The sequence below is a fragment of the Rhodococcus sp. NPDC127527 genome (assembly GCF_042672245.1).
Taxonomy (GTDB): Bacteria; Actinomycetota; Actinomycetes; order Mycobacteriales; family Mycobacteriaceae; genus Rhodococcus_G.
The window spans coordinates 288285-314256 of record NZ_JBHXVP010000005.1 but is presented as its reverse complement, the minus strand read 5'-3'; the positions used below and the strand labels follow the sequence as shown (position 1 = coordinate 314256).

At 70.8% G+C, this 25972-nt stretch carries 25 protein-coding genes; 8 read left to right on the top strand and 17 right to left on the bottom strand.

Going from position 1 to position 25972, the window contains the following annotated elements; translation table 11 throughout:
* Positions 1-16 precede the first annotated feature (16 nt).
* Positions 17-1222: a sensor histidine kinase gene (locus tag ACFVH2_RS11910; protein WP_378424684.1), complete on the bottom strand. Its 1206-nt coding sequence runs from the start codon at positions 1220-1222 to the stop codon at positions 17-19.
* Positions 1219-1593: an MmcQ/YjbR family DNA-binding protein gene (locus ACFVH2_RS11905; RefSeq protein WP_378424682.1), complete on the bottom strand. Its 375-nt coding sequence runs from the start codon at positions 1591-1593 to the stop codon at positions 1219-1221. Before ACFVH2_RS11905 ends, ACFVH2_RS11910 begins: the two co-directional genes overlap by 4 nt.
* Positions 1594-1723: 130 nt before the next feature.
* On the opposite strand from ACFVH2_RS11905, the gene ACFVH2_RS11900 reads away from it, so the two are divergent.
* Positions 1724-4150 carry an ATP-dependent Clp protease ATP-binding subunit gene (locus ACFVH2_RS11900; RefSeq protein WP_378424680.1) on the top strand — a complete coding sequence of 809 codons (2427 nt, stop codon included), beginning with the start codon at positions 1724-1726 and terminating at the stop codon, positions 4148-4150.
* A gap of 72 nt (positions 4151-4222) precedes the next feature.
* On the opposite strand, the gene ACFVH2_RS11895 is transcribed toward ACFVH2_RS11900, so the two are convergent.
* From ACFVH2_RS11895 to ACFVH2_RS11870, 6 genes are all read right to left on the bottom strand, one after another.
* Positions 4223-5857 (bottom strand): Na+/H+ antiporter, encoded by a 1635-nt coding sequence (locus ACFVH2_RS11895; RefSeq protein WP_378424678.1) that lies wholly within the window; start codon positions 5855-5857, stop codon positions 4223-4225.
* A gap of 130 nt (positions 5858-5987) precedes the next feature.
* Positions 5988-6380, bottom strand: a complete 393-nt coding sequence (locus ACFVH2_RS11890; RefSeq protein ID WP_378424676.1) for a thiol-disulfide oxidoreductase DCC family protein — start codon at positions 6378-6380, stop codon at positions 5988-5990.
* Positions 6381-6413: 33 nt separating this feature from the next.
* The gene (locus tag ACFVH2_RS11885; protein WP_378424674.1) at positions 6414-6605 is read right to left on the bottom strand and encodes an antitoxin; all 192 of its coding nucleotides are present in this window, start codon (positions 6603-6605) and stop codon (positions 6414-6416) included.
* A 192-nt stretch (positions 6606-6797) separates the two neighbouring features.
* Positions 6798-9260 carry a cation-translocating P-type ATPase gene (locus tag ACFVH2_RS11880; RefSeq protein WP_378424672.1) on the bottom strand — a complete coding sequence of 821 codons (2463 nt, stop codon included), beginning with the start codon at positions 9258-9260 and terminating at the stop codon, positions 6798-6800.
* A 10-nt stretch (positions 9261-9270) separates the two neighbouring features.
* Complete coding sequence (locus ACFVH2_RS11875) at positions 9271-10386, bottom strand: MBL fold metallo-hydrolase (RefSeq protein WP_378424670.1); 1116 nt, start codon at positions 10384-10386, stop codon at positions 9271-9273.
* 1 nt (position 10387) lies between these two features.
* Positions 10388-11119, bottom strand: a complete 732-nt coding sequence (locus tag ACFVH2_RS11870; RefSeq protein WP_378424668.1) for an enoyl-CoA hydratase — start codon at positions 11117-11119, stop codon at positions 10388-10390.
* A 38-nt stretch (positions 11120-11157) separates the two neighbouring features.
* Here ACFVH2_RS11870 and ACFVH2_RS11865 point away from each other — a divergent pair, with 38 nt between their 5' ends.
* The gene (locus ACFVH2_RS11865) at positions 11158-12249 is read left to right on the top strand and encodes an NAD(P)-binding domain-containing protein (protein WP_378424666.1); all 1092 of its coding nucleotides are present in this window, start codon (positions 11158-11160) and stop codon (positions 12247-12249) included.
* Between the two features lie 5 nt (positions 12250-12254).
* Here ACFVH2_RS11865 and ACFVH2_RS11860 read toward each other — a convergent pair whose 3' ends face one another.
* From ACFVH2_RS11860 to ACFVH2_RS11840, 5 genes are all read right to left on the bottom strand, one after another.
* Positions 12255-13157 (bottom strand): helix-turn-helix domain-containing protein, encoded by a 903-nt coding sequence (locus ACFVH2_RS11860; protein ID WP_378424665.1) that lies wholly within the window; start codon positions 13155-13157, stop codon positions 12255-12257.
* Between the two features lie 191 nt (positions 13158-13348).
* On the bottom strand, positions 13349-14080 hold the full coding sequence (locus tag ACFVH2_RS11855) for a relaxase domain-containing protein (RefSeq protein WP_378424663.1): 732 nt from the start codon (positions 14078-14080) through the stop codon (positions 13349-13351).
* Between the two features lie 105 nt (positions 14081-14185).
* Positions 14186-15064 (bottom strand): hypothetical protein, encoded by an 879-nt coding sequence (locus ACFVH2_RS11850; RefSeq protein WP_378424661.1) that lies wholly within the window; start codon positions 15062-15064, stop codon positions 14186-14188.
* Between the two features lie 125 nt (positions 15065-15189).
* The gene (locus ACFVH2_RS11845; RefSeq protein ID WP_378424659.1) at positions 15190-17040 is read right to left on the bottom strand and encodes a hypothetical protein; all 1851 of its coding nucleotides are present in this window, start codon (positions 17038-17040) and stop codon (positions 15190-15192) included.
* 62 nt (positions 17041-17102) lie between these two features.
* The gene (locus tag ACFVH2_RS11840; protein WP_378424657.1) at positions 17103-17351 is read right to left on the bottom strand and encodes a glutaredoxin domain-containing protein; all 249 of its coding nucleotides are present in this window, start codon (positions 17349-17351) and stop codon (positions 17103-17105) included.
* A 47-nt stretch (positions 17352-17398) separates the two neighbouring features.
* Here ACFVH2_RS11840 and ACFVH2_RS11835 point away from each other — a divergent pair, with 47 nt between their 5' ends.
* Positions 17399-17995 (top strand): phosphatase PAP2 family protein, encoded by a 597-nt coding sequence (locus ACFVH2_RS11835; protein ID WP_378424655.1) that lies wholly within the window; start codon positions 17399-17401, stop codon positions 17993-17995.
* Here ACFVH2_RS11835 and ACFVH2_RS11830 read toward each other — a convergent pair.
* Positions 17992-18843 carry an aldo/keto reductase gene (locus ACFVH2_RS11830; RefSeq protein WP_378424653.1) on the bottom strand — a complete coding sequence of 284 codons (852 nt, stop codon included), beginning with the start codon at positions 18841-18843 and terminating at the stop codon, positions 17992-17994. The two genes, ACFVH2_RS11835 and ACFVH2_RS11830, sit on opposite strands and share 4 nt — an antisense overlap.
* Before the next feature lie 75 nt (positions 18844-18918).
* On the opposite strand from ACFVH2_RS11830, the gene ACFVH2_RS11825 reads away from it, so the two are divergent.
* Positions 18919-20559, top strand: a complete 1641-nt coding sequence (locus ACFVH2_RS11825) for an ABC-F family ATP-binding cassette domain-containing protein (protein ID WP_378424651.1) — start codon at positions 18919-18921, stop codon at positions 20557-20559.
* Here ACFVH2_RS11825 and ACFVH2_RS11820 read toward each other — a convergent pair.
* The 3 genes from ACFVH2_RS11820 to ACFVH2_RS11810 form a co-directional block, all read right to left on the bottom strand.
* Positions 20546-21739 (bottom strand): Dyp-type peroxidase, encoded by a 1194-nt coding sequence (locus tag ACFVH2_RS11820; RefSeq protein ID WP_378424650.1) that lies wholly within the window; start codon positions 21737-21739, stop codon positions 20546-20548. The genes ACFVH2_RS11825 and ACFVH2_RS11820 overlap by 14 nt on opposite strands.
* Entirely contained in the window at positions 21732-22238 is a 507-nt protein-coding gene (locus ACFVH2_RS11815; protein WP_378424649.1) for a copper chaperone PCu(A)C, read from the bottom strand. The genes ACFVH2_RS11820 and ACFVH2_RS11815 overlap by 8 nt, the downstream gene beginning before the upstream one ends.
* A 131-nt stretch (positions 22239-22369) precedes the next feature.
* The gene (locus ACFVH2_RS11810; RefSeq protein ID WP_378424647.1) at positions 22370-22915 is read right to left on the bottom strand and encodes a hypothetical protein; all 546 of its coding nucleotides are present in this window, start codon (positions 22913-22915) and stop codon (positions 22370-22372) included.
* Between the two features lie 109 nt (positions 22916-23024).
* On the opposite strand from ACFVH2_RS11810, the gene ACFVH2_RS11805 reads away from it, so the two are divergent.
* The 4 genes from ACFVH2_RS11805 to ACFVH2_RS11790 are packed head-to-tail and all read left to right on the top strand — an operon-like array spanning position 23025 to position 25954.
* Positions 23025-23315 (top strand): helix-turn-helix transcriptional regulator, encoded by a 291-nt coding sequence (locus ACFVH2_RS11805; RefSeq protein WP_378424645.1) that lies wholly within the window; start codon positions 23025-23027, stop codon positions 23313-23315.
* Positions 23308-23856, top strand: a complete 549-nt coding sequence (locus tag ACFVH2_RS11800; RefSeq protein ID WP_378424643.1) for a hypothetical protein — start codon at positions 23308-23310, stop codon at positions 23854-23856. The genes ACFVH2_RS11805 and ACFVH2_RS11800 overlap by 8 nt, the downstream gene beginning before the upstream one ends.
* Positions 23853-24752 (top strand): ABC transporter ATP-binding protein, encoded by a 900-nt coding sequence (locus ACFVH2_RS11795; protein ID WP_378424642.1) that lies wholly within the window; start codon positions 23853-23855, stop codon positions 24750-24752. Before ACFVH2_RS11800 ends, ACFVH2_RS11795 begins: the two co-directional genes overlap by 4 nt.
* Positions 24749-25954, top strand: a complete 1206-nt coding sequence (locus ACFVH2_RS11790) for an ABC transporter permease (protein ID WP_378424640.1) — start codon at positions 24749-24751, stop codon at positions 25952-25954. The genes ACFVH2_RS11795 and ACFVH2_RS11790 overlap by 4 nt, the downstream gene beginning before the upstream one ends.
* The last annotated feature ends 18 nt before the right edge of the window (positions 25955-25972 follow it).

Here is a 25972-nt window from a genome sequence, read left to right as displayed (position 1 = left end):
CGGAAATCCCCGCGCCTCACGCCCGGATCCCCGGCCGGAACTTGGGCACCCGCAGGCTCACCTTGGTGCCTGCGCCGGGCGCGGTCTCCACCACCAGCCCGTAGTCGTTGCCGAACGCGGCCCGCAGCCGATCGTCGACGTTGGCCAGCCCGACGTGTGCCGCCTCGCTCGCGCTGGGGCCGCCGGCGCCGGTCTCGACCGCGTCCAGGGTCCCGGAGCGCAGCAGCTCCGGGTCCATGCCGACGCCGTCGTCCTCCACGCTGATGACGCAGTCGGTGCCCTCGTCGACGGCGACGATGCTCACCGTGCCGCCCTCGGGCTTGCCCGAGAGCCCGTGCCGCACGGCGTTCTCCACCAGTGGCTGCAACGCGAGGAAGGGCAGCACCACCCCCAGCACCTCCGGCGCCACCTGCAGCCGCACCTCGAGAGCGTCGCCGAAGCGGGCCCGCTCGAGCGTCAGGTAGCGGTCGATGTTGCGCAGCTCGTCGGCCAGCACCGTGAACTCGCCCGCCGAGCGGAAGGAGTACCGGGTGAAGTCCGCGAACTCGAGGATCAGTTCGCGGGCCCGGTCCGGGTCGGTGCGCACGAACGAGGCCACCGTGTTCAGCGCGTTGTAGATGAAGTGCGGGCTGATCTGCGCCCGCAGCGCGCGCACCTCCGCGCGGTCGAGCCGGGCCCGGGAGGCGTCGAGGTCGGCGAGTTCGATCTGGCTGCCGGCGTACCGGGCGACCTCGGTGACGGCGCCGAGCATGCCGGGGCCGGGCTCCTGGGAGGTCACCACGCCGAGCACCCCGACCACCCCGGCGCCCTCGACCAGCAGCGGCTGGGCGATCAGCGCCCGCACCTCGGCGGCGGCGAGCTCGGCCGCGGTGACGAGCACCGGGCGCTGCCCGTCGATGGCGCGCCGGGCGGCGCCGCGGAACTGCTCGGCCAGTGCCTCGTGCGGGCCGTGCCACACCAGCAGACCGCCGTCCGCGGAGGCCAGCGCCACCGTGTCGGCGCCGGTCAGCGTGCGCAGGTGCGGCGCGGCCTCGGCCGCGGAATCGGCGTCGAGGCCGCGGCGCAGTTCCCGCGCGGCCAGCGAGGCGGTGTGCAGGGTCGCGTGTACCGCGCGCTCCTCCGGGGTGGTGAGCGCGGGCCGGCGGATCCGCAGCCACAGCGCGGCGGCCCCGAACGCGGCCGCCGCGACCACCAGCAGCGCGAGGACGGCGGCTCCGGTCACCGCCGGCCCGCCTCGTCGAGCCGCGCGAGCAGGGTGCGCGGCGCCACCGTCCGGTAGGCGTCCTCGACGATGTCCGCGATCTCGTCCCAGTCCTGCGGCACGTCCAGGTACACCCCGACCCACCCGCGACCGCCCACGTAGGGCGGCACGAAGAACCGCTCCGGGTCCCGCGCCACCCAATCCCGTTGCGCCCCGGCGGGGGCGGCCGCCCAGAAGCCGAACCGCTCGTCGTGGTGGTGATCCGACAGCGTCACGAACTGCGGCGCGCGGCGCACGAACCAGGCCGGCTCGCCGTGGCTGACCCGCTCGGTGGCCTCGGGCAGGGCCAGGCACAGCGCCCGGAGACGGTCCAGCGGGCGGGGTTCGGTCATGCCGCAAACGCTAACAACGCGAGGCCCGGGGTGACGAGCGTCACGACTAGATGTCGAAGTCCGGGAATTGATTGCGATGGAGTCACGTTAGTTGAGTCAATACCACTCAACTTCCGTAGGAGGCTTCGGAATGCCAGCATTCTTCGGGCCCGAGGGTCCCGGCCGTATCGACATCAGCCGGCTCATGAGCCGATCCACCCAGGAGCTCGTGGGTGCGGCCGCACGTTTCGCGGCGGGCCGCGGCGACACCGAGCTCGACGCGCTGCACGTCCTCCGCGTCATGGCGGAGCAGGACCCGATCAGGGGTCTGATGCAGCGCGCCGGCGCCGAGCCGTCTGCCGTCGCCGAGGCGGCCGAGTCGCGGCTGCCCGAGGGACGCGGCCCCATCGGCTTCGGCGCCTCCCCCGCGCTCAGCGGCGTGCTCAAGTCCGCGCTGCTCGAGGCCCATCAGCTCTCCCGGGCACTCGGCGAGACCTACATCGACCCGGAACACCTGTTCGTCGCGCTCGCGGCCGACCAGGAACACGCAACCGGGCGACTGCTCGCCCAGCAGGGCCTGACCGCCGAGTCGCTGCAGACCGCCGTCCGCGGCGGCACCACCGCGGAGGCGGAAACCAGCTCCACGCCGACACTCGACCAGTACGGCATCGACCTCACCGAGCGGGCCCGCGGCGGCGGGATCGACCCGGTGATCGGCCGCGCGGTCGAGATCGAGCAGACCGTCGAGATCCTCTCGCGCCGCACCAAGAACAACCCGGTGCTCATCGGTGAGGCCGGCGTCGGCAAGACCGCGATCGTGGAGGGCCTGGCCCAGCGGATCGTCGACGGGGACGTCCCGGAGCGGCTGCTCGGCAAGCGGGTGGTGCAGCTCGAGATGTCGTCGATGGTCTCCGGCACGCGCTATCGCGGCGACTTCGAGGAGCGCCTGACCACGCTCGTCGACGAGATCACCTCGCACAAGGACGAACTGGTCGTCTTCATCGACGAGATCCACACCATCGCCGGAGCCGGTGCGGGTGCGGACGGCGCGATGGACGCCGGGAACATCCTCAAGCCCAAGCTGGCCCGCGGCGACTTGCACGTCGTCGGGGCGACCACGCTCGACGAGTACCGCAGGTACATCGAGAAGGACTCCGCCCTCGAACGCCGGTTCCAGCCGGTGATCGTGGACGAGCCCAGCCCCGCCGACGCCGTCACCATCCTGTCCGGACTCAAGGACCGGTACGAGGAGCATCACGGCGTGCGCTACACGGACGACGCGATCGTCGCGGCGGTCGAGCTGTCGGCCCGCTACATCGGCGACCGGCAGTTGCCGGACAAGGCCATCGATCTGATCGACCAGGCCGGTGCGCGGCTGAGCCTGCGCGCGCCGCGCGTGGACACCGAGGCACTGGCGGCGCAGCTCGGGCGGCTCGAACAGGACAAGGAACGGGCCGTCGCGGACGAGGACTACGAGCGGGCGTCCACACTGCGCGACCAGATCGGCTCCGTGCAGCGGCGGATCGACGGCGCGCCGGACGGCTCGGCGGTCGACGCTCCGTCCGTCACGGCCGAGCTGATCGCCGAGGTCGTCTCGCGGGCCACCGGCATCCCGGCGACCCAGATGACCCAGGAGGAGAAGGCCCGGCTGCGCACCCTCGAGGAGGAGCTGCACCGGCGGGTCGTCGGTCAGGACGACGCCGTGCGCGCCATCGCCCGGGCCGTCCGCCGTTCCCGCGTCGGCATGGGCGACCCGGATCGTCCGGTGGGCAGCTTCCTGTTCCTCGGCCCGACCGGTGTCGGCAAGACCGAGCTCGCCAAGGCCCTCGCGGCCGCGCTGTTCGGCGACGAGAACAAGATGCTCCGCTTCGACATGAGCGAGTTCGGCGAGCGGCACACCGTGTCCCGACTGGTCGGCGCCCCGCCCGGGTACGTCGGCTACGACGAGGCCGGCCAGCTCACCGAGCAGGTGCGGCGCAACCCGTACTCGGTGGTCCTGCTCGACGAGATCGAGAAGGCGCATCCGGACGTGTTCAACACGCTGCTCCAGGTGCTCGACGACGGCCGGCTCACCGACGGTCACGGACGCACCGTGGATTTCACGAACACCGTGCTGATCATGACCAGCAACCTCGGCTCGGACATCATCTCCAGCAAGGGCGGGGCGCTCGGCTTCACCACCGGTGACGCGGCGGCGGCCGAGAAACCGTTGCGGGACCGGGTGATGGCCCGGCTGCGCGAATCGATGCGGCCCGAGTTCCTCAACCGCATCGACGAGATCGTGACGTTCCGCAAGCTGGATGCCGACCAACTGCACCGGATCACCGATCTGCTGCTCGAGGACAGCCGAAAGCGTCTGGGCGCCAAGGGTATCGAGATCACGTTCAGCGACGAGGCGGTCGACTGGATCGCCGAGCACGGTTACCAGCCCGAGTTCGGTGCGCGCCCGCTGCGCCGGGCCATCTCGAAGGTGGTCGACGACAGGATCGCCGACCTGCTGCTCGACGACCTGCTCGTCGAGGGCGGCACGGTCACGGTCGACGTCGCCGACGGCGAACTCGACCTGCAGGCCGCGTAGGTCGTCGTCGAGGGCGGGGACGCAGGACAGAATCTGCGTCCCCGCCCGTCGTGCGCGCGGAGCTCCGCCGTCTCACCAGCGCTGGCGCTGCACCCGTGCCTCCGCCGCCGCCTCCTCCATGTCCAGGCCCTCGAGCACTCGGCGCAGGACCTCGTCGTCCAGCTCGCCGGCGTCGCGGGCGGCGATCAACGCGCTGCGCTGCGCCTTGAGCACCCGGTTACGCAACCCGTTGAACAGCGCACTGGCGTCTCGGAGTTTTGCGTCGTGCTCGCCGAGATCCTCCTGCTGCTCGGCGGCGATCCTCGCCTCCGCGGTGCGCCGCGCCCGCTCGGCAAGCTCTGCCAGCTCCGCTGCCGACACCCCGGGCGGCGGGTCGCGCAGCACCTCGAGCAACGCTGCGTCGGCGGCGGACCTCGCGACCTGCCGGGCCAGGGTGGTCTGCTGCGCGGCGCGCAGCTCCTCGTCTGGATCGGCGACGTCGAGCAGTCGGATGAGCATCGGCAGCGTCGACCCCTGGATGAGCAGGGTTCCGACGGCGACCGTGAACGCGACCGCCTGGATGACGCCGCGCCCGGGGAACGGATCGCCCGCCATCGTCGTCAGGGGCACACCGGAGGCGGCCGCCAGCGTCACCACCCCGCGCATTCCGGCCCAGGAGATCACCAGGTTCTGCCGCCAGTCGAGCCTGACGTCGGGGACGCGGATCGGGAGGATCGAACGGGTGACCTTCCGCCTGCCCCGGTTGACGAAGATCCAGGCCGGCCGGACCACGATGACCAGTGCCAGGACCGCGAGGCCGTATCCGACCACGTGATGCACGGGCAGGCCGTCGGCACGGACGTCGTCGATCACGAACTTCAGCTGCAGGCCCATGTAGGCGAAGACGAAGGTCTCGAGCAGCAGGTCCACCGTGGGCCACACCGCGCGTTCGTGAATGCGGGTGTCCACCGACTCGTCGCCGACGGTGCGACCGAGGACGAACCCCGCGGTGACCACGGCGAGCACACCGGACGCGTGGATCTCCTCGGCCGCCAGATAGGCCGCGAAGGGCAACACCAACCCGAGCACCGTCTCCATCGGCGAGTCCGTGATCCGCGTCCGCACCGCCCGCACCAGCCCGGACAGCAGCAGACCGACCAGAATCCCGCCGACGATCTCGTAGAGGAAGAACAGGATCGGCGAGTCGATCGCGATCTTCCTGCCGGTGACGGCGGCGACGGCCAGCGTGAACAGCGTCAACGCGGCCGCGTCGTTGACCAGGCTCTCTCCCTTGAGGATCGCCATCATGCGAGCGGGCAGTCCCAGACGCCGGCCCACCGAGACCGCTGCCACCGCGTCCGGCGGGGCGACCACCGCGCCGAGCACGAATGCCGCCCCGAGCGTGAACTCCGGCACCAGCCAATTCGCGAAGAACCCGACCGCGACGGCCGTCACCACCACCATCCCGACACCCAACCGAAGGATCGGCGCGAGATTGCGGCGGAAGGTACTGAAGGAGAAGTCCAGCGCCGCAGAGTACAGCAGGGGCGGCAGCACCACCCCCAGCATCAGCTCCGGCGGCATCTCCAGCCGAGGTATCCCGGGGATGAAGGAGGCCGCGGCACCGATCGTGACCAGTACCAGCGGGACCTGGAAACCGAGGCGCTTCGCGAGGCCGGTGACGGCGACACCCGCGATGACGACGAAGAGCAGCCAGGTGAGGTTCATGCCCTAAATGATGTCCGCGGCGTCGAGCGCCAGCACCTCGACCCTGAACTCGCTCGGCACCGGCCGTTCCGGCCGCCAACGATCGCCGGCCACAGCGCCCTCGGCCCGATCGTCACGGGATGGGCGCAGGTCATTCGAGGGCGCAGCTCCCGCCCCGACCGGGCAGCCGGTACCGGTTCCGCGCGACCGCCCGGTACACCGCGTCCTGGATCTGCCGGATCCCCCAGATTCGGTAGCAGTACAAAGGGATTCGGGTGCCGAGGATGCCCGACAGGGCCGCGTTGACCGCCCCCGCGCCGTGATATCGACCGCCGCGCGAATCCTGCGCCCACGCCTGGTCGAGCGCCTGCTCGGTGGTGACTCCGAAATGAGCAGGCGCCCCGGGCTGTTGCAGCGGTACGACCTCCACCCGTCCGCGGCGGTCGAGCCGCGCGAGCAGCCCGGCGCTGCGCACACAGAACCCGCAGTCCCGGTCGTAGAGCAACTCCACGGTGTATCGGGTGGCGGACCGACGATCGGACATTGCGGCTCCTGTGCTGGTTACTCGGTGTTCGCCCTACTCCTTCGGCGGAATGACCTTCTTCGCCGCGTCCTGGACCTTGTCGACCGTGTCCTTGTACTTGCCGCCGGTCTTGTCGTCGACGAAGTCGCCCGCCTTGTCGACGGCACTCTCGACCTTGTCCGCGTTCTCGGCGGCAAGCTGCTTGCCCTTGCCGAACAGGCCCTTCAACGTGTCTGCGAAGCTCATTGCGTCTCCTCCTCCGATGCCGGGCCGGCACCTGTCGTCATTCTCGGGCGAAGCCTCGGGCAGCTCGCCGTTCTCGGGCGAAGCCTCGGGCAGCTCGTTTCGGGGGTCGGTCCCCCGCACCGACCCAGTCTCACAGCATCGGGCAGCACCCGCCACAGTTGCGCGCAGCGTGAGATCGACGCGCGCGTGAGATCAAGCAGCGGGCGACTCGGGCAGCGAGAACAGTCGACGCTTGTCCCCCGTGATCAGGCCGGAGACCCACCACCCCAGTTCGACCAGCACGATTCCCACGGCACCGCAGGTGAAAGCGACCGTGGTCGCCGCGATGTTGGACGGATCCAGCTTGAAGAACTCGCGGGTGAAGGGGACCGAGAACAGCACCAGGTAGCCTGCCGCGGAACCCACGATCAGCACGATCTTCCACCACACGTACGGGCGGGCCACGATCGCGAGCACCCAGAGCGCGATCATGATCAGCGTGATGAGGGCTGTGGTGCTCGCCTGGATCGTCTGCGTCTCGGTCGCGTCCGGACCGGAATACACCAGCGCGTAGGCGACGAAGGTCGCGATGCCGATGACCAGGCCCGAGGGGATCGCGAAACGCATCACGCGCGGCACGAAACCGGTGCGCGCCCGCTCGTTGTTCGGGGCCAGCGACAGGATGAACGCCGGGATTCCGATCGTGAACCAGGCGGCGATCGTGACGTGCCGAGGGAGGAACGGATACGGCATCGGGTCGAAGTGGAAGATCTGCGACGCCACCCCGGACAGGCCGATCAGCAACGCCAGCAGCACCGAGTAGACGGTCTTGGTGAGGAACAGATTCGAGACCCGCTCGATGTTGCCGATCACCCGGCGACCCTCACCGACCACGTACGGCAGGGTGGCGAACTTGTTGTCCAGCAGCACAATCTGCGCGACCGCCCGGGTCGCGGGGCTGCCCGAACCCATCGACACCCCGATGTCCGCGTCCTTGAGGGCGAGCACGTCGTTGACGCCGTCGCCGGTCATCGCGACGGTGTGCCCTCGGGACTGCAGCGCGCCGACCATCTCGCGCTTCTGGTCGGGCCGGACCCGGCCGAAGGTGGTGGACTCGTCCAGCACGTCGGCCAGTGCGTCTCGGTCGTCGGGCAGTTCGCGCGCGTCGACCGCACGATCGCCGCCCGGAAGGCCGAGCGAGCTGGCGACCGCGCCGACCGAGACGGCGTTGTCGCCGGAGATGACCTTGACCGAAACCTTCTGCTCGGCGAAGTACTCGAGCGTCTCGCGGGCGTCGGGGCGCACGCGCTGCTCGAGCACGACCAGCGCCCGGGGTGTGACCTGCCCCGGCGCGCTCGCGTCGTCGACCGACCGGTCGCTGCCGCCCAGCAGCAGCACCCGCAGCCCCTTGGCGCCGAGGTCCTCGGCGGTGCGGGCCGCCTCGGACTGCGGGTCGAGCAGCACGTCGGGGGCGCCGAGCACCCAGTTGCCCTTGTCTCCGTAGGAGATTCCGCTCCACTTCTTGGCCGAGGTGAACGGGGCGACGGCGGTGGAAGCCCAGCCGGGTTCGTGGTCGATCGACTCCGCGATGGCCAGCACGCTGGCATTCGGACGGGGGTCGTCGCCCGCCAGCGCGGCCAGCGCGTCACGGATCTCGGCCTCGTCGCCACCGAGCACCCGCAGCTCCGACAAGCGCATACCGTTCTCGGTGAGGGTGCCGGTCTTGTCCGCGCACACCACGTCGACGCGGGCCAGGCCCTCGATCGCCGGCAGTTCCTGCACCAGGCACTGCCGCCGGCCGAGCCGGATCACGCCGACGGCGAACGCGAGCGACGTCATCAGCACCAGTCCCTCGGGCACCATCGGGACCAGCGCGGCGACCATGCCGTTGAGCGCCGAGCCGAGGTTCTGCTCGCTGATGAACAGCTGGTTGTAGATGATGAGCAGTCCCGCCGGGATCATCAGGTACGTGATGAACTTGAGGATCTTGTCGACGCCGCTGCGGAGCTCCGAGTGCACCAGGGTGAACTTGCTCGCCTCCTCGGCGAGCTTGGCCGCGTAGGCGTCCTTGCCGACCTTCGTCGCCTGGTAGGCGCCACCGCCCGCGACCACGAAGCTGCCCGAAAGCACCTGCGCGCCAGGAACTTTGTGCACCGGGTCGGCCTCGCCGGTGAGCAGCGACTCGTCGACCTCGAGCGCCTCGCCCTCGACGACGGTGCCGTCGACCACGATCTGATCGCCCGCGCCGAGTTCGATGACCTCGTCGAGGACCACCTCACTCGGGGCGACGGCGACGGCCGTGCCGTCTCGCCGAACCTGGGGCTTGGCGGCACTGACGATCGCCAGCTTGTCGAGGGTCTGCTTGGCGCGGACCTCCTGGATGATGCCGATCGCACTGTTCGCGATGATCAGCAGACCGAACATGCCGTCGATCACCGATCCGGTGGAGAGCACGATGACCAGCAGCACCCCGAGGATCGCGTTGATCCGGGTGAACACGTTGGCCCGGACGATGTCCGTGACGGAGCGGCTCGCCCGGCCCGGCACGTCGTTGGTCTTGCCGTCCGCCTTGCGCTGCGCGACCTGCTGCGCGGTCAGCCCGACCCGCAGGTCCACGTCGGTCACGGGGATGGTGGCAACAGCGCCGGGTTCGGCTGGATTCTCCTCGTTGGCCATGCCCGCCAGGTTATGCCAGTCCGAGCCACCACCGCCGCTGGGCGTCCGGGCGCAGCACGTCGATCCGCTGGCCGGGCATCGGGACGCGAACCCGGGTGCCCGACTTCCCGGCGGCCTCGAGCAGCCGGGTCACCGGCTCCGCCCACGGGTGAAAGGCCAGGTTGAAGGTGGCCCAGTGCACCGGCACCAGCACCCCGGCGGTGTGGTCGCCCGCCGACAGGTCGGCGTGCATGCGCACCGCTTCCTCAGGGTTCATGTGCACGTCCGGCCAGTGCTCGTCGTAGGCGCCGACCGGCAGCAGCGTCAGATCGAACGGGCCGTGCCGCTCGCCGATCTCGGCGAATCGCGGAGAGTAGCCGGTGTCCCCGCCGAAGAACACGGTGTGCGCAGGCCCGCGCATCACCCACGACGCCCACAGGGTGGTGTTGCGCAGCAGTCCCCGGCCCGAGAAGTGCCGGGCCTCGGTGCAGGTCAGTGACAGCCCGCCGAGTGTGACCTGCTCGTCCCAGTCCAGCTCGACGATCCGCTCCTCCGGCACCCGCCAGTGCCGCAGGTGGGCGCCGATCCCGGTGGGGACCACGAACGGGGCGCGCTGCGTGCGCACCAGCGCCTCGACGGTGGCCTTGTCCAGGTGGTCGTAGTGATCGTGCGAGATGACGACGGCGTCCACCGGCGGCAGGTCCGCGACGGCGACGGGAGTCGGGTGCAGCCGGGCCGGACCGATCAGCCGCGACGGCGACACTCGTCGGCTCCACACCGGGTCTGCGAGCACCCGGAACCCGTCGATCTCGACGAGCACGCTGGAATGGCCGTACCAGGTCAGTGCCAGTTCGGCCGCCTCGACGGGGGCCAGCGGCGTCGCGAGCGGAATCGGTCGCCGGGGGCGGCCGAGACTCCCGCGGGTCAGGATCGAGGACAGCAGGCTCGACTCGGACCCACGCACCACCTGGCTGCTGGGCTCGGTGTTGTGGAAGCGCCTGCCGCGATACCGCGCCGAACCCTCCGCGTGCGGTGCGATCGCGGCGGTCGAGGCGCCGATCTGGGCCAGCACGCCCCGGCCGGCCCCGGCCAGCGCCGCCGCGCCCACCACCGCCACCGCGGCCGACAGTGCGACCCGCACGCCCATCTCAGTGCCCCCTGAACTTCGGGGTGCGCTTCTCCTGTCGGGCCACCCTCGCCTCGAGCATGTCGTCGCTTCTCCAGGCCGCGTGCAGGGCGTCGAGCTGCTCGGGCGGCGGGGCGTCCTGGGTGCCGTCGTCGTTGAACACGAGCTTGAGGTGCCGCAGTGACAGCGGCGCGAGCGCCGCGATGCGCTTGGCCCAGTCCTGAGCGAGGGCGAGGTCGCCGATCTTGTTGGCCAGCCCGCACCCGAGCGCCTCCGCGGAGCTGAGCTGTTCCGCCCCCAACAGGACGGTGCGCGCCGGTCCGCCGCCCGCCAGCGAGACCAGTCGCTTGACGGTCCACGAGTCCACCGAGATGCCGAGCTTGGCGGCCGGGACCGCGAAACAGGCCTCGGGCGCGACCACCCGCAGGTCCGCGGCGATCGCGAGCTGCGTGCCCGCACCGATCGCCGGTCCGTTGACGGCGGCGATCACCGGCACGGGGGCCGAGTCGACGGCGTGCAGCATTTCGAGCAGGGTGTCGGTGAAGCCGTCGGCGTACACGTCGCCGGAGAGGTCGGCGCCGGCGCAGAAGGCGGATCCGCGGCCGGTGAGCACGATCGCGCGCGCGTCGGCGGCGACGGACTCGTCGATCGCGTCGCGCAGCAGCACACACTGCTCGGTGTCGAGCGCGTTGCGGCGGTCCTCGCGCTGCAGTTCGATGGTCACCACGTCACCGTCACGGCTGGTCCCGATCATGGTGTGACCGTACCGTTCACACCCGGGAGGTTGCCAACATGGAAACGCACGTGGACATCGCGGTCATCGGTGCCGGCCAGGCCGGACTGTCGGCCGGGTACTACCTGCGCCGCCTCGGCCGCGAAGCCGGGATCGGGTTCGTCGTCCTCGATCACGCCCCGAATCCGGGCGGGGCCTGGCAGTTCCGCTGGCCCTCTTTGACTTTGAGCACCGTCAACCGCGTCCACGACCTACCCGGGATGCCCTTCGGCGACGTGCTCGACGACACCACCGCCGCGCAGGTGCACGCCGCCGACGCGGTGCCGCGGTACTTCGCCGAGTACGAACGTCGTTTCGAACTGCCGGTTCGTCGACCTGAGCACGTGCGGGTGGTGTGCGACCACGGTGATCCCGAAGGCCCGCTGACCGTCGAGACGGGCGACGGGGCGCTGATCGTGCGCGGCATCGTCAACGCCACCGGAACCTGGGAACACCCCTTCGTCCCGCGTTATCGCGGCGCCGAGCTGTTCCACGGCCGGCAACTGCACACCCGCGACTACACCTCGGCCGGGGAGTTCGTGGGCCGGCACGTCGTGGTGGTCGGCGGCGGCATCTCCGCGGTGCAGCTGCTCGACGAGATCTCCCGAGTCACCTCGACCACGTGGGTCACCCGTCGCGAACCGCAGTTCCGGGACACCCCCTACACCGCGGAGGAGGGTCGGGCGTCGGTGGCGATCGTCGAGGACCGGGTGCGGCGCGGGCTGCCGCCCGGATCGGTGGTCTCGGTGACCGGGCTACCGCTGACCCCGGCGTTGCGGGCGGCGCGTGAACGCGGCGCGCTGCGCCGCTTGCCGATGTTCGACGAGATCACCGCCGACGGGGTGCGCTGGGCAGACGGGGGCTTCCACCACGCCGACGTGATCCTGTGGTGCACCGGATTCCGCAGCGCCCTGGACCATCTCGCTCCGCTGAGGCTGCGCGGTCCCGGCGGCGGAATCACCATGGACAGCCGCCTCGCGACGAGGGTGGCCGCGGACCGGCGGGTGCACCTGCTCGGGTACGGGCCCTCGGCGAGCACGATCGGCGCGAACCGGGGCGGTCGGGCCGCAGCGGCGGAGCTGATCGAACATCTGAGCCGCGATTCCCGCTGATCAGGTCACACCCGAGCCAAGCACCCACGTCGGATCTCTCGTGGCGTCCAGCCGGTGACTTCGCGGACCGCGCGGCCGAACTGGCTGAGCCCGGCGAATCCGCTTCGGCGGGCTATCTGACCGATCGACAGGCCGGCGTGGTCGGGGTCGGCGAGCAACTCCACTCCGTATCGGACCCGCGTGCCGCGGATCATGCCGTAGACGGTGAGATCCTCGCCCTCCATCAGCTTGTGCAGGTAGCGGGTGCTCACGTTGATGCCCGCCGCCACGCGATCGACGTTCAGCGCGGGGTCCGCGAAGTTCTTCTCGATGAATCGGTGCACACGAGCACGGTTGCCCATGGTCATGTCCTGCGGATCGGGTTCGCGATCCGCAGGTTGGCGGATCACCGCCAGCGCAAGATCGACGACCGCATGTTCGATCAGCGACGTCTCGATGTCCGAGGTCGGCTCGTGCTCGGTCAACGGCTCGAGCAGCCCCGCCAACGCGATGCCGAGGGGCGAGCCGGACACGACCGCGCCATCGAGGATTCGCGGGTCGAGCGACTTCGCGGCCAGCAGCGTGCGCGGCAGGTAGACGAACGCCAGGTCGCTGTGGTTCGACAGGTCGATCTCGAAACACCGCCCGAAGTCCACGTAGACGACGTCGCCCGCGTGTGCCTGCACCGTCGACCGATCCTGCTCGAGACCAATGGATCCCGCGCGAACGCAGCCGAGCGCGACGTAGTCACCCATGGCATCGCCCAGCATGCTGCCGGTCCGGGTGCCGGTGACCGCCGTCGACCGCATCCGGTTGACCCGGACCTCCCCGAAATCCGTGGACACCATCGAGGCGCTGAACCTCGCCGGTTCATCGGCGCTGAATCGGCAGGCGCCCGAGAACACTTCGATTCCTTCCGGCCCCGCCATGCTGATTCCACCCCGGAAGCGCTGCGTCAAACGCGCGTCACTCGAACCTGCGTGCAATCGCCCCTGCCTTCCCCAACAAGAGTGTCGCTCGACAATAACTCAGCCCGAGCGAGGGAAGCCGGAGCGCGCGGAACGTCGTGTCTCGGCCGCAGACGCCCCACCCGAACCAGTTTGCGGTCCCGTGTCCGGATTCAGTGGGCGGGCGCGACCGACCCCACGGCCGGGCCGTCGGCGAGTGCACGCAGTGCCGGCCGAATCCGCGCGCCGATCCTCTGCTCCGGCACCCCGGCCAGCTCGAGCGCCGGGGCGCCCCACGGCGTGCGAGTGGAGTCTCGGTGCTCGAATTCCCAGCCGAGCGTGGAGTTCAGTCCGGCGGCGAGGGTGTGGTGGTACTCGTCCCAGCCGTACTGCTGCCAGTCGAGGAACCGCTCGGGCACCAGCGGACGCCACAGCGCGTCGTGCAGGGCAGGCGCCTTGGCCGGCACGTACACACGGGTGTGGACCGTACGCCGCTCACTCGAGATCTCGGAGTCGGCGAGCGCGGCGAGACCGACTGCGGGACACCACTCCACTCCGGTCCCCACGTCGAGTCGAACCACCGTCGCATGTCGTTCCCACATGACGAGTGCACGGTCGACGGCCGCACGATGCGCAGCGACGACCGCATCGAGGCAGTCCGGTCCGGCGGCGAATGCCGCGGCCAGCACGGACATCATCGGCGAGAAGGAGATCTCGAACCCGCCAACCTGCGTCGACGTGCGGTTTCCGGCAACGGCGGGGGTGAACAGCCACTCCACCGACTTCCGGTCGGGCGGACGGGCGAAAACCATTCCGCCGCTGGATGCCCCCGCCCACTGCAGGCGGGTGATCTCGCCCGCCCACAGCGAAGGAATCGAATCCGTATGCGCGACAACCCACGTCATGGCAGCGATTCTCGCACTCGAATTCACCGAGTGCCGCGCGAGATTCGAAGTCGCGGGGCCGCCGTGCGCGATTCGTCGAATCCGTGTGCGCAGATCGCCGTCGGCTCATACCAGAGAGGTCCCCACGAACCAGCCGAGCGCCCCGAGGAATATCAAGACCAGCACCGAGATCGCCACGAACACCCGGACATCCACCACGGAGCGACCCTCGTCCGAGACGGACACCGACTCGCTGCGGCGCTCCTCGGCCCGTGCCGCGGCGGCCTCGGCCTCCGCCGCGGCCCGCGCGACGACGTATTCGAGGGTGCGGACGACGAGACCCGCACTGGACGTCCCACACGATGCCGCCCCGGCGGTGAGCTCGTCGTACGCGGCGGCGAGGACCCGAACGTCCTCCGCCGGTGTCGCCCCCGGACGCCGACCCGAAAACGCCAGGTAGGCCACCCCGTCCATGCTGATTCGAATCCGGTTCGGATCGTCCAGGGAGACAACCCGTTCGGGACGCCGATGCGCCCCTTCCACCCCGCGTGCCAGGGGCAGGAGTGCGGCCGCGGCTCCGGCGACGCTCGGTCCACTCGCAGCGACCTCCGCGAGTGAGCGACTCGGCAACCACTCGGACACCACGACCGCGCACGACTGCACGGTCGTCATGTCCAGGATCGGCGCCAGGGCCTCGGACCTCACCCGGCCGAGCCAGACGGTCCCCGCGAAGCACTCCGCGACGGCGGCCGCGACGTCGGGCCCGCCACTGCGGAAGTCGATCACGGTCAGCGCCACCTCCTGTCCCGTGGTCAGGTCGCGGGCGTGCCAGAAATCGGTGTCAGAGGTGGCGGCACAGCAGTCGAGCAGCCGGTACCGCCCGGCCGCGAACAGCGCGCCCGGCACGCGGTCCGGCGTCGGAGGCGTCGGCTTCGGCTGCGTGATCGACTTCGGCGCGATCGGGGGCGTCCGCTTCTGATTCCGACGTCGGTGGTCAGTGCGCATGCGCAGTACCCCGCGTCATGCACTCGATTCTCGCACTCGCGCACCGCGCCCGCCGGGCGACGACGGCCGGGCCGGTCACCGTGCGCGAATTGTGCAATCCCCGTGCGCGGATCGCCCGGCTCGTCTCAGGGCCGGGGCACCACCACACCGACCGGCCCGACCCCGACGCAGAGCGTCAGCCCCGGGTCGAGGGCGCGCACGATCAGCCGGTCACCGCCGCCCACGAGGCGAACGAACACGCTGTTGGGGCCAAGCCGGACCGGCACGGTGACCGGATCACCGTCCTGCATGGCCACGTCGATCCGGCCGTCCTCGCTCGCGAGGTAGTTCAGCCGCACCGTCCACTCCCAGTTCGACATCGGCCCGTCCAGCGGCAGTTCCGACCGCTCGGCGGTGACCCGGTGGCCGCAGCCGGGCACCGGTCCGGCAGCGAGCGCACGGGTCCACGTCACCTCCGCGTCGACGACCGCGCCGGCGTCGTCGATCATCCGGAGTTCAGGCGTCGACTCCGCGAAGGCGGGCCGGTCCCGCAGCGGCGCGAAAACTCGGCCGGCCTGGTTGTGCGGGTGCGCGACCGGCAGCAGCACCCAGATCGAGACGGGCTGGTCGAGCAGCGGGACGTCGCGGTGCGCGGCGAGCGAGGACCGCACCGCGGCCAGATACTCGACCGTCGGATTGTCCTCCCAACTCCTGCCGAAGGTCGCCGTCGACCACAGGCAACTCGCGACGAACGACAATGCGAGTCCGCCCGCGACGGCGCGACGCAATCCGTCGGGTGGACGGGCGCGTACCGCCCAGCGGTCGCGAACGGGGGCACGCAGGACCAGCGCCACCGCGATCGCGATCACGACGGCGCTGTCCGCCAGATAGCGCAGCGTCTGGCCGAGTTCGTAGGTGGTGCCCGGGCCCGACCTGGCGATCACCATCGCCGCCTCGGACGTCAGCACGTAGGCGGCCACCGCGGGCCACACCCACCCGACGCGGCGCTTCCACACCACGCTGCCGACCACGACCACGGCCGCCGTCGCCACCCCACCCACGACCAGAACCGTCGGCGGATCCGCCCACGGCGGGCTCGGCGGCCACCGGTCCCACACCCACGGGCCGCCGAGCATGGCCGGGAGCAGACCCCTCGTGGTCGTGTTGGTCAGCAGCTCGGCCGTCATCTCCGAGTCGTGCACGGCGACCGTCGGTCCGACCGCGAACCGGTACACCACAGCCCAGGCGGCGAGCACCACCGCGGCCGGAACCCACAGCGCGGCGCCGCGGACCAGCGCTCCGCGCACCGGGCGTCGCCGGCCGTCGACCCGGCGCAGCAACACGACCACCACGAGGGCCACGAACGGGACGAGGACGGACTTCTCGAAGAACAGCAGCGACCCGGCGAACACCGCCGTCCCGCTCACCGCGTAGCGACGCCTGCCGGTGCGACACAGTGCCACCGCGTCCGCCGCCACCCAGGCCAGCCCGGCCTGCAACGGCAGCGCGTTCAACCCTGCCGCCCACCACGCGAACGACGGCAGCGTCAGCGGCGAGAAAAGGTACAGGCCCAGCGGGACCAGCAGGACGGGTCGGCGGCCGAGCAGGACCGCCGACAGGCGCAGCACGGCCAGCGAGGCGAGCGCCTGCAGCAGCACCAGCATCAGCGCGGGCACCGCCCACTGGTACGGCGCGAGCCTGGTCGCGATCCCCGCCGCGAGGAACGCCGCGGGCATGAAGTGCCCGTCGTGGTCGTAGAGGAGGAACTCCGGCGACAGCAGCGGCAGCGCCGCGGAGCGACCGGTCAGGATCAGGTCGTCCCAGTAGAAGTAGCCCCGCGCCGCGACGACGCCGCGCACCACCAACTGGATCGCGATCAGTGCGACCGCGAGCTGCAGCACGCGGGTGCCGGTCGGTCGCCACCACGGGTCGGGGCCCGAGCCCGGCGCTCCGGCCGACGTCACGACGTCGGGCGGACCTGCAGCTGGGGCTCGCATGATGGACAAACCCTAGCCCGCGCGGCCGCGGCCCCGAGTCGTCCGCGACGCAGCGCGTCGGTTCAGCCGCGACGCAGCGCGTCCACGACCGTCCGTGGCGGTGGGTTGACGTGTGCGACGCCGTCGATGACGACGGTCGGGACCGTCTCGTTCCCGTCCGCGACGGACCGCACGAACGCCGCCGCATCCGGGTCCTTCCAGATGTCGATCTCACGCGGATGCAGGCCGCGCAGTCGCAGCGTGGCCCGCAACCTCATGCAGAACGGACAGCCCGGTCGCCAGTACACGGTCACTTCTGCGGGAGCGCTCACCGCCCCAGTCTCCGCGTGGAGCGAGGTTCAGCGCTAGTTTCGATCCGATGAATGCCCGGAACGCGCTCCGCTGGTGGCCGCCGGTCGGCGTGCTCGCCATGGTGGTGCTCGGGCTCGCCGTCGGCCGCGGCTCCACCCCGCTCGACGCGGCGTTCCTCGACGGCGCGACCGACCTGACCGGGTCCCGGCCGCGGTGGCTGCTGGCGTTCACCGACTGGTGGCTGCTGGGACCGGTCCTGGCGGCCGCGCTGGCGCTCGCGCTGTGGCGCAGGCAGTGGCGGCTCGCGGCGGTCGTCGCACTGTGCCCGTGGCTGGTCCTGGCGATCACCCAGGTGCTCAAGCGGCTGTTCGACCGCCGCAACGGCCCCTACCTGGAGTACCCGAGCGGCCACACCACGATGGTGGTGGTCGTGGCCGGAATGGCGCTGCTGGTGGTCGGGGCCCGGTGGTGGGCGGTGACGGTCGCGGCGGCGGTATGCGCGCTGGGCATGCTCGGCCTGGTGACCAACGGCTACCACTTCGTCACCGACACGATCGGCGCGGCCCTGCTCACCACGGCGCTGGTGTGCCTCGCCGCCCGGGTGGCCGGCCTGGTGCCGGCGCGACCACCCGTCGACGGGCGCAGCGAGGAGTCGGGCGACTAACCCAGGTCGAATTCGTCGGGGTCAGGGCCGAGCCGGTTGCCCACGTCCAGCCCCGCGATCGCGGCGAGGTCGTCGGCGTCGAGTTCGAAGTCGAAGACCGTGAAGTTCTGACGAATCCGGTACGGCGTCACGGACTTCGGGATCACCACGTTGCCGAGCTGCAGGTGCCAGCGCAGCACGACCTGCGCGGTGGAGCGCTGGTGCTTCTCGGCGATGCGTCCGAGGACTGGGTCGTCGAGCAGTCCCCTGCCCTGCCCCAGCGGCGACCAGGCCTCGGTGACGATGCCCTGCTCGGCGTGGAAGGCCCGCAGCTCGGGCTGGGCGAAGTCGGGGTGCACCTCGACCTGGTTGATCACCGGCGACACCCCGGTCTCCTCGATGATCCGGGTCAGCTGCGGCCGATGGAAGTTCGAGACGCCGATGGACCGCACCCGACCGTCGGCCTTCAGCTCGGCGAACGCCCGCCAAATGGCGATGTAGTCCTCACGCATGGCCCGCGGCCAGTGGATCAGGTACAGGTCGAGGTAGTCCAGGCCGAGCCGGTTCAGCGAGGCCTCGAACTCGAAGAAGACCGCGTCGCGCGTCCACGGCTGCGCGGTACCGTTCCAGAGCTTGGTGGTGACGAACAACTCGTCGCGGGCGATACCCGAATCCGCGATCGCCCGGCCGGTGCCCGCCTCGTTGCCGTAGATGGCGGCGGTGTCGATGCTCCGGTAACCGATGCTCAGTGCGCTGGTCACCGCGGTGTAGCTCTCGTCGTCCGGCACCTGCCACACCCCGAATCCGAGCTGGGGAATGCGGTTGCCGTCACTGAGGGACACGGTCGGTACTGGGCTCACAGAGGTCATGCAACAGGACAACCGATCCCGACGCAGTCTTGTTCCGGGCGGCCGCGAGATCTGGGCGCCTGAGAGAATCGAGCCATGACCGCCACCCTGCACGCCGACGGGCTGTCCGCATCCCGCGGCGAGCGCCTCCTCTTCTCCGACCTCGACCTGGTCGTCGCCCCGGGCGACGTCGTCGGCCTGGTCGGGGTGAACGGCGCGGGCAAGTCCACGCTGCTGTCGATCCTGTCGGGTCACAGCACCGCCGACACCGAGGGCTCGGTCACGCTCAGCCCACCGCACGCGACGGTCGGCCACCTCACCCAGGAACCCGAACGCCTGCCCGGCGAGACCGTCGAGGGGTTCCTCGGTAGGCGCACCGGCGTCACCGAGGCGGAGGCGGAGATGAACGCCGCGGCCGAGTCGCTGGGCGAGGAGGGCGGGGACGACCGCTACTCGCACGCCCTCGAACGCTGGCTGGCGCTCGGCGGCGCGGACCTGACCGAGCGGGCGGAGAAGGTCCTCGCCGACCTGGGCCTCGACGTCGGGCTGACCGCCGAGATGACCGCGCTCTCCGGCGGCCAGGCGGCGCGCGCGGGGCTGGCCTCGCTGCTGCTCTCGCGCTACGACGTGCTGCTGCTCGACGAGCCGACCAACGACCTGGACCTCGACGGGCTCGAGCGGCTCGAGCGCTTCGTCGCGGAGGCACGCGCCGGCATCGTGGTGGTCAGCCACGACCGAGAGTTCCTGGCGCGCACGGTGACCGGGATCGTCGAACTCGACTTGGCGCAGCAGCAGATTTCGGTCTACGACGGCAGTTACGACTCGTACCTCGCCGAGCGCGCCATCGCCCGCCAGCACGCGCGGGACCGCTACGAGGAGTACGCCGACACCAAGTCGGGTCTCGAGGATCGCGCGCAGATGCAACGCAACTGGCTCGAGCACGGCGTCCGCAACGCGCGCCGCAAGGCGAAGAACGCCGACTCCGACAAGATGGGACGCAAGGCGCGCGCCGAGTCCACCGAGAAGCAGGCCGCGAAGGCCCGGCAGACACAGCGGCGGATCGAGCGGCTCGAGGTGGTCGAGGAGCCGCGCAAAGAGTGGGAACTGCGCATGCAGATCGCCGATGCCCCGCGCAGCGGCAGCGTGGTCGCCACGCTCGGCGGCGCGGTGGTTCAACGTGAAACCTTCCGGCTCGGCCCCGTCACCACCCAGATCGACTGGGGCGACAGAATTCTCGTCACCGGTCCGAACGGGTCGGGAAAGACCACGCTGCTGCGGGTGCTGCTCGGCAAACTGACACCCGACGAGGGCACCGCGACGCTCGGGGCGGGCGTCGCGGTCGGCGAGGTGGACCAGGCTCGTGGACTCTTCGAGGGCGCCGAGGCGTTGGCGGCGGCGTTCGGCGCGCAGGTTCCGGACTGGCCGGACGCCGACGTGCGCACCCTGCTCGCGAAGTTCGGCCTGCGCGGTGCGCACGTGCTGCGGCCGGCGAACTCGCTGTCACCCGGCGAAAGGACAAGGGCGGCACTGGCTCTGCTGCAGGCACGCGGGGTGAATCTACTGGTGCTCGACGAGCCGACCAACCACCTGGACCTGCCCGCCATCGAGCAACTCGAACGAGCCATGGACGAGTACGAGGGCACCTTGCTGCTGGTCACCCACGACCGCCGGATGCTGGACACGATGCGCAGCACCCGGCGGTGGCGGATGGAGTCGGGCAGCCTCAGGGAGGACTGAGCAGCGCCTGCCCCAGGTACTCCCCCTCGCGGCACCCGGGCGGAATCGCGAACACCGCGGACCCGATCGGAATCGTCCAGCGGTTGAACATGTCCGAGTCCGAGAGCCGCTGCTGCACGGGGGTGAACTGCCTCTCGACGTCAGCCTGGTAGGCGACGAAGATCAGCCCCGAGTCGGAGATCTCCGCACCGGACGGCGCCTCGTCGTAGTTGTACGCGCGCCGGTGGAACCGTTGCCGCGGATCCGCCGACCTGGACCTGGCGATGTGCGAGAACTCCGAGATCACCGTCAGCCCGCCGGGTCCGGTGGCGGCGAAGTCCGGCTCGTCGTGTTCGGCCGACCCGGTCAGCGGCGCCCCGTCGGAAAGCCGGCGCCCCATGACGATTTCCCGTCCCGGGAGGTCCAGTTCGTCCCATGCGTCCAGGTCCATCCGGATCCGCCGGATCACCACCGAGGTGCCCCCGGCCAGCCACTGCCGCTCGGCGCCGTCGTTCCACACGAGTGCGTCGAAGTCCGCGGAGCCCGCTGCCGGATTGACCGTGCCGTCCACCTGTCCCATCAGGTTGCGCATCGTGGTCCCCTCGGGTTCGGTACCCCGGGCCCGCCGGAAACCACGCTGGGTCCACCGCACGGTCGCGCTCGCCCTCGCCCCCTTGAGCAGCACCCGCAGCGCGTGGGCGAGGGCAACCGGGTCGTCGGCGCCGACCTGCAGCAGCAGGTCGCCATCGCTCCAACGCTCCTCGAGCCTGTCGATCGCGAACGGCGGCAACGGCTTCAGCCAGGCCGGCGCCCTGCCGTCGAGCCCGGCGGCACGCAGCAGCCCCGGGCCGAACCCGACCGTGACGGTGAGCCGGGCGGGGGCCGTCGCGAGTTCCGGTTCGGTGTCGGCGAGCACCGCGCGACCGGCGGTCAGCCGCGCGGCGTCGTCGGTCCACACCCGCAACAGCCGCACCAGCGCGGCCCGGTCGGTGCCCGGCCGCAGGTCCAACGCCACGAAGGTGGTGTGCGCCTGCGGCGCGGTCGCGATCCCCGCCTGGTGAGCACCGTGGAAGGTCTCGGTGCCCGGCGCCGCGGCGGCCACCGTTCGGCCCGTGACCGCGCCCGCACCCCAACCGAGCGCGGCACCGCCGGCGGCGACGGCGCCCGCGCCGAGCAGCCGCCGCCGGCTCAGCTCAGCCACCGTGCGACTCCGAGTACTCCTCCTTGGCTCCCGCGAAATCACGGACCTGTGCGGTGAACTCGACCGTGCTGCCGTCGGAGAAACGCATCGTCAGCGGGACGTCGGCGCCCGCCCGGACCGGGTCGGGAAGCTCGAAGAACATGATGTGATCCGCGCCGGGGGCGAGCGTGTGCGAGCCCTTCGCGGGGATCGTGAAGCCGCCGTCCTTCTGCCGCATCTTCATGGCGCCGCTCCCGTCCGAGGCCATCTCGTGGAGCTCGACACGCGGGGAGACCGGACTGCTCACCTCGGTGAGGGTCGCATCCGATCCGGATCCGTTGGCCAGGGTGCCGAATGCGGCGGTCATCCCGCTGTCTGCCGCCTTCACCCAGGAGTCGGTGAAGGTGATGGCCTGTGCCTGCGGGGTGTCGTCGCCTCCGCTCGAGCAGCCGGCGAGCGCGAGGGCGGTTGCCGCGGCCAGGCAGGCGGACGCGAGGCGGAATCGGGTGGTCTCGATCATGGGGACAGTTCCTTCGTCTGGTGGTGTGCGGGTGCAGCCGAGTGCGTGCGTGCACGGCGGAGCGCACGGGCGCAGCCGCGTCGGCCGCGGGAACGCCTGTGCCCGCGGGATGAGGTGAGGTGAGGTGTCGATCAGACGAGGACGGGTGGGCCGCGACGCGGCTCGGTGCCGCGCCCCACCGACGCGAGCACCGGATGACGGTCGGCGACGGGCAACCAGGTGCGCGGCAACTCGACCGCGGGGATCCGCGCGAGCAGGGCGGCGGCGACGGCACGCAGGGCGGCGTCGACCCGCGGGCCGATCCGCTCGGCCGCGACGATGAGGGCGGCGCAGATCGCGATGGCGACGAGGTGGGTACCGATCATCAACTGTCCGGAGGCACCCGCCGGCGACGGGACGTGGTGGTGTCCGCCAACGACCGACAGGCACAGGTGCGCCCCGACCTGCCCGGCCCCGAGAACAGGGACCAGCGGCGCCGCGCCGCGCCGCAGCACCGGGATCGCGGCCGTCGCGCTGGACAGGACCGCTGCGACACCGACGAGCAACAGCAGTGCCGAGCTGGTGGGCAGTCCGCCACCGGCGATTCCGTGCGCGGCGACGGCCACGGCGACGGTCACCGCACCGACGGACGTGCAGCGCACTCGACGAGCGAGCTGCTCCCCCGGCACGACAGGCATGACCAGACGCTACTACGCAGCGTCGTATGCACCGACACGGCCCCGAACGAGACATATCACCCGTCTGGACAACTTGACGAAGTGTTGTGTTTTCACAACACTCTGGTGCATGAGTCCGGTACGGCGGGGCGAGTCGCGGCCCATCTACAACCGCATCGCGGTGTTGCGCGCCGAACGCTCGCTGAGCCGGGCGAGACTGGCGGAACTGATCGAGGTGAACCCGCAGACCGTCGGTGCCCTCGAACGTGGCGACCACTACCCCAGCCTCGACCTCGCCCTGCGGATCTGCGAGGTGTTCGCCCTGCCGGTCGAGGCCGTGTTCGCGCGTACCGCGTTCACCCCGCTGTCCACCGAGTACTACCGCCGCGAACCACGACAGGAGGGCGACGATCATGGCTGAGCCGACCATCATCGAGCGCTACCAGGCCCGCCGGACCCGACGATTCCTCGCGGACTCCGAGAAGTGGGGGCGGATGATGCCGTCCTGGCGCACCCAGTGTCGCCGCCGCGCCCTGGTACTGGCCCTCGGCGCGACCTTCGCGTTCATGGTGACGGTCGGGGTGCTGTGTCAGTTCTTCGACCGGGCGCCGCTCCTCTGGCTGCCGGCCTGCCTGCTGTTCTTCCCGATCTGGACGTCGCTGCAGATCGTGTCCGGCCGGCTCGGCGACGCGCCGACCACCACCCTGGACGAGTGGGAGGTGCAGCAGCAGAACGCCGCCCGGTCCGCGGGCCTGACCATCACCCAGTTCCTCGCGATGATCCCGGTGTCCTACCTCCTCGTCGGCAGCGTCGTCACCGATGGCGGCGACACCCGGATGGCCTACGCCGGCGGCCTGCTCACCCTGACAACCCTGATGATCGGCGGCTGCTCCCCGACCATGATCCTCGCCTGGACCCGCCCCGATCCCTACACCGACGACTACCTGCAGGAGGCGGCGTGACCGCGAACACCCTTGCCCTGGAACGAGTCTCCAAGCGGTACGGCGACGTCGTCGCACTCGACGACCTCAGCTTCGACGTGCAACCCGGCGAGATCTTCGGCTTCGTCGGCTCCAACGGCGCCGGCAAGACCACTACCATGCGCATCGTGCTCGGCGTGCTCGCCGCGGACACCGGCGAGGTCCGGCTCGGCGGCCGTCCGATCGACCTCGACGTCCGTCGCACGATCGGCTACATGCCCGAGGAACGCGGGCTCTATCCGAAGATGAAGGTCGGCACGCAGTTGTCGTACCTGGCGGAGCTGCACGGACTTTCCCGTGCCGACGCCCGGACCGCGGTGGACCGGTGGACGGAGCGGCTGGGCATCGCCGAGCGACTCGGCGACACCGTGGACTCGCTCAGCCTCGGCAACCAGCAACGCGTGCAGCTGGCCGCCGCGCTCGTGCACGACCCGGCCGTGCTCGTCCTCGACGAGCCCTTCTCCGGACTCGACCCGGTGGCCGTGGACGTGATGAGCGAAGTCCTCGCCGAGAAGGCGGACACCGGCGTCCCGGTGATCTTCTCCAGTCACCAACTCGACCTGGTGCAGCGCCTGTGCCACCGCGTCGGCATCATCTCTCGCGGGCACATGCGGGCGGTCGGCACCGTGGCCGAACTGCGTGGCGCCGGGCCGCGACAACTCGTGGTGCACGCACCCTCCGCCCCGGCCGACTGGGCGGACCGCCTGGTCGGCGTGCGCACGATCGATCGCCGGGACGGACGCACCGTGCTCGAGATCGACGCCGCGACCGACGACCAGCAGGTTCTCGCCGCGGCACTGAGAACCGGTCCGGTGCACGAGTTCTCCCTTCGCAGACCCACCCTGACCGAACTGTTCCGAGAGGTCGTGACCGCGTGAGCGCCCCCACCGCGTTGAGCAACGCCCGCGCCATCTCGCTCGTCGTCCGGCGCGAATTCCTTACCCAGGTTCGGAAGAAGAGCTTCCTGATCAGCAACGTGATCGTGCTGGTCGCGATCGTCGGCGGCATCGTCGCGTACTCGCTCTTCGCCGGCGGCGACGAGGAGAACCGCGACACCGTCGGACTCGTCGGCGACCAGTCACTGTCAGCGCTGTTGGTCACGGTTGGTGAGCAGACCGGCACGCTCGTCGAGGTGTCCGCCGTGCCCGACGAGGCGACCGCCCGCAGCCGCGTCGAGTCCGGCGACCTCGACGTCGCCCTGATCCCGCACCCCGACGGTTCCGCGACCGCCGTCACCGACTCCGAGATCGACACCGGGCTGCGCACCGTCCTCGATGCGGCGGTCGCCGGCCAGGCGCAGCAGTCGACGTTGGCCGCGCAAGGCGTGGACACCGCCGCGCTCCGCGCCGGCACCGCCACCGCCGTGGTCACCGTCGACGCGATCAACCCACCGGATCCCGAACGCGGACAGCGCATTGCACTGTCCATCGCCGCGGTGGTGGTGCTGTACATGCAGATCCTCGCGTTCGGCATGTACGTGGCGATGGGGGTCGTCGAGGAGAAGTCCAGCCGGGTGGTGGAACTCCTGCTCTCCACCCTGCGACCGCTGCAGCTGTTGTGGGGCAAGATCATCGGCATCGGGGCGGTCGGACTGCTGCAGCTCACCGCCTACGGCGTCGCCGGCGTCGGCACCGGCCTCGCGACCGGGGTGCTCACCGTCACCGGCGCCGCGCTGGGCACCGTCGCGAGCACCCTCGGCTGGTTCGTCCTCGGGTTCGCGTTCTTCGCCGTGCTCTACGCGGCGGCCGGTTCGATGGTGTCGCGGCAGGAGGACGTCAACTCCACCGCGATGCCGCTGACCCTGCTGATCATGGCGATGTTCTTCACCGCGTTCTCCGCGGTGAGCAACCCGGACGGCACGCTGAGCAACGTCCTCAGCTGGATCCCGCCGTTCTCGGCGGTGCTGATGCCGCTGCGGATCGCGGCCGGCGTCACCGGGCCGGGGCAGATCCTGGGCACCATCGCGATCATGCTGGCCGTCACCATCGCCCTCTCGGTGGTCGCGGCGAAGATCTACCAGCGCTCGATCCTGCGGGTGGGCAAGACGGTGTCCTGGAAGGAAGCCTTCGGACGGTCGTAGCCGCCGACGCCGAGGGTT

What these genes read in the sequence shown, in the direction of transcription:
- ACFVH2_RS11905 (WP_378424682.1), bottom strand. Translation starts at nt 1,593, where the DNA reads ATGACCGAACCCCGCCCGCTGGACCGTCTCCGGGCGCTGTGCCTGGCC.
- ACFVH2_RS11900 (WP_378424680.1), top strand. Translation starts at nt 1,724, where the DNA reads ATGCCAGCATTCTTCGGGCCCGAGGGTCCCGGCCGTATCGACATCAGC.
- ACFVH2_RS11895 (WP_378424678.1), bottom strand. Translation starts at nt 5,857, where the DNA reads ATGAACCTCACCTGGCTGCTCTTCGTCGTCATCGCGGGTGTCGCCGTC.
- ACFVH2_RS11890 (WP_378424676.1), bottom strand. Translation starts at nt 6,380, where the DNA reads ATGTCCGATCGTCGGTCCGCCACCCGATACACCGTGGAGTTGCTCTAC.
- ACFVH2_RS11885 (WP_378424674.1), bottom strand. Translation starts at nt 6,605, where the DNA reads ATGAGCTTCGCAGACACGTTGAAGGGCCTGTTCGGCAAGGGCAAGCAG.
- ACFVH2_RS11880 (WP_378424672.1), bottom strand. Translation starts at nt 9,260, where the DNA reads ATGGCCAACGAGGAGAATCCAGCCGAACCCGGCGCTGTTGCCACCATC.
- ACFVH2_RS11875 (WP_378424670.1), bottom strand. Translation starts at nt 10,386, where the DNA reads ATGGGCGTGCGGGTCGCACTGTCGGCCGCGGTGGCGGTGGTGGGCGCG.
- ACFVH2_RS11870 (WP_378424668.1), bottom strand. Translation starts at nt 11,119, where the DNA reads ATGATCGGGACCAGCCGTGACGGTGACGTGGTGACCATCGAACTGCAG.
- ACFVH2_RS11865 (WP_378424666.1), top strand. Translation starts at nt 11,158, where the DNA reads ATGGAAACGCACGTGGACATCGCGGTCATCGGTGCCGGCCAGGCCGGA.
- ACFVH2_RS11860 (WP_378424665.1), bottom strand. Translation starts at nt 13,157, where the DNA reads ATGGCGGGGCCGGAAGGAATCGAAGTGTTCTCGGGCGCCTGCCGATTC.
- ACFVH2_RS11855 (WP_378424663.1), bottom strand. Translation starts at nt 14,080, where the DNA reads ATGACGTGGGTTGTCGCGCATACGGATTCGATTCCTTCGCTGTGGGCG.
- ACFVH2_RS11850 (WP_378424661.1), bottom strand. Translation starts at nt 15,064, where the DNA reads ATGCGCACTGACCACCGACGTCGGAATCAGAAGCGGACGCCCCCGATC.
- ACFVH2_RS11845 (WP_378424659.1), bottom strand. Translation starts at nt 17,040, where the DNA reads ATGCGAGCCCCAGCTGCAGGTCCGCCCGACGTCGTGACGTCGGCCGGA.
- ACFVH2_RS11835 (WP_378424655.1), top strand. Translation starts at nt 17,399, where the DNA reads ATGAATGCCCGGAACGCGCTCCGCTGGTGGCCGCCGGTCGGCGTGCTC.
- ACFVH2_RS11830 (WP_378424653.1), bottom strand. Translation starts at nt 18,843, where the DNA reads ATGACCTCTGTGAGCCCAGTACCGACCGTGTCCCTCAGTGACGGCAAC.
- ACFVH2_RS11825 (WP_378424651.1), top strand. Translation starts at nt 18,919, where the DNA reads ATGACCGCCACCCTGCACGCCGACGGGCTGTCCGCATCCCGCGGCGAG.
- ACFVH2_RS11815 (WP_378424649.1), bottom strand. Translation starts at nt 22,238, where the DNA reads ATGATCGAGACCACCCGATTCCGCCTCGCGTCCGCCTGCCTGGCCGCG.
- ACFVH2_RS11810 (WP_378424647.1), bottom strand. Translation starts at nt 22,915, where the DNA reads ATGCCTGTCGTGCCGGGGGAGCAGCTCGCTCGTCGAGTGCGCTGCACG.
- ACFVH2_RS11805 (WP_378424645.1), top strand. Translation starts at nt 23,025, where the DNA reads ATGAGTCCGGTACGGCGGGGCGAGTCGCGGCCCATCTACAACCGCATC.
- ACFVH2_RS11800 (WP_378424643.1), top strand. Translation starts at nt 23,308, where the DNA reads ATGGCTGAGCCGACCATCATCGAGCGCTACCAGGCCCGCCGGACCCGA.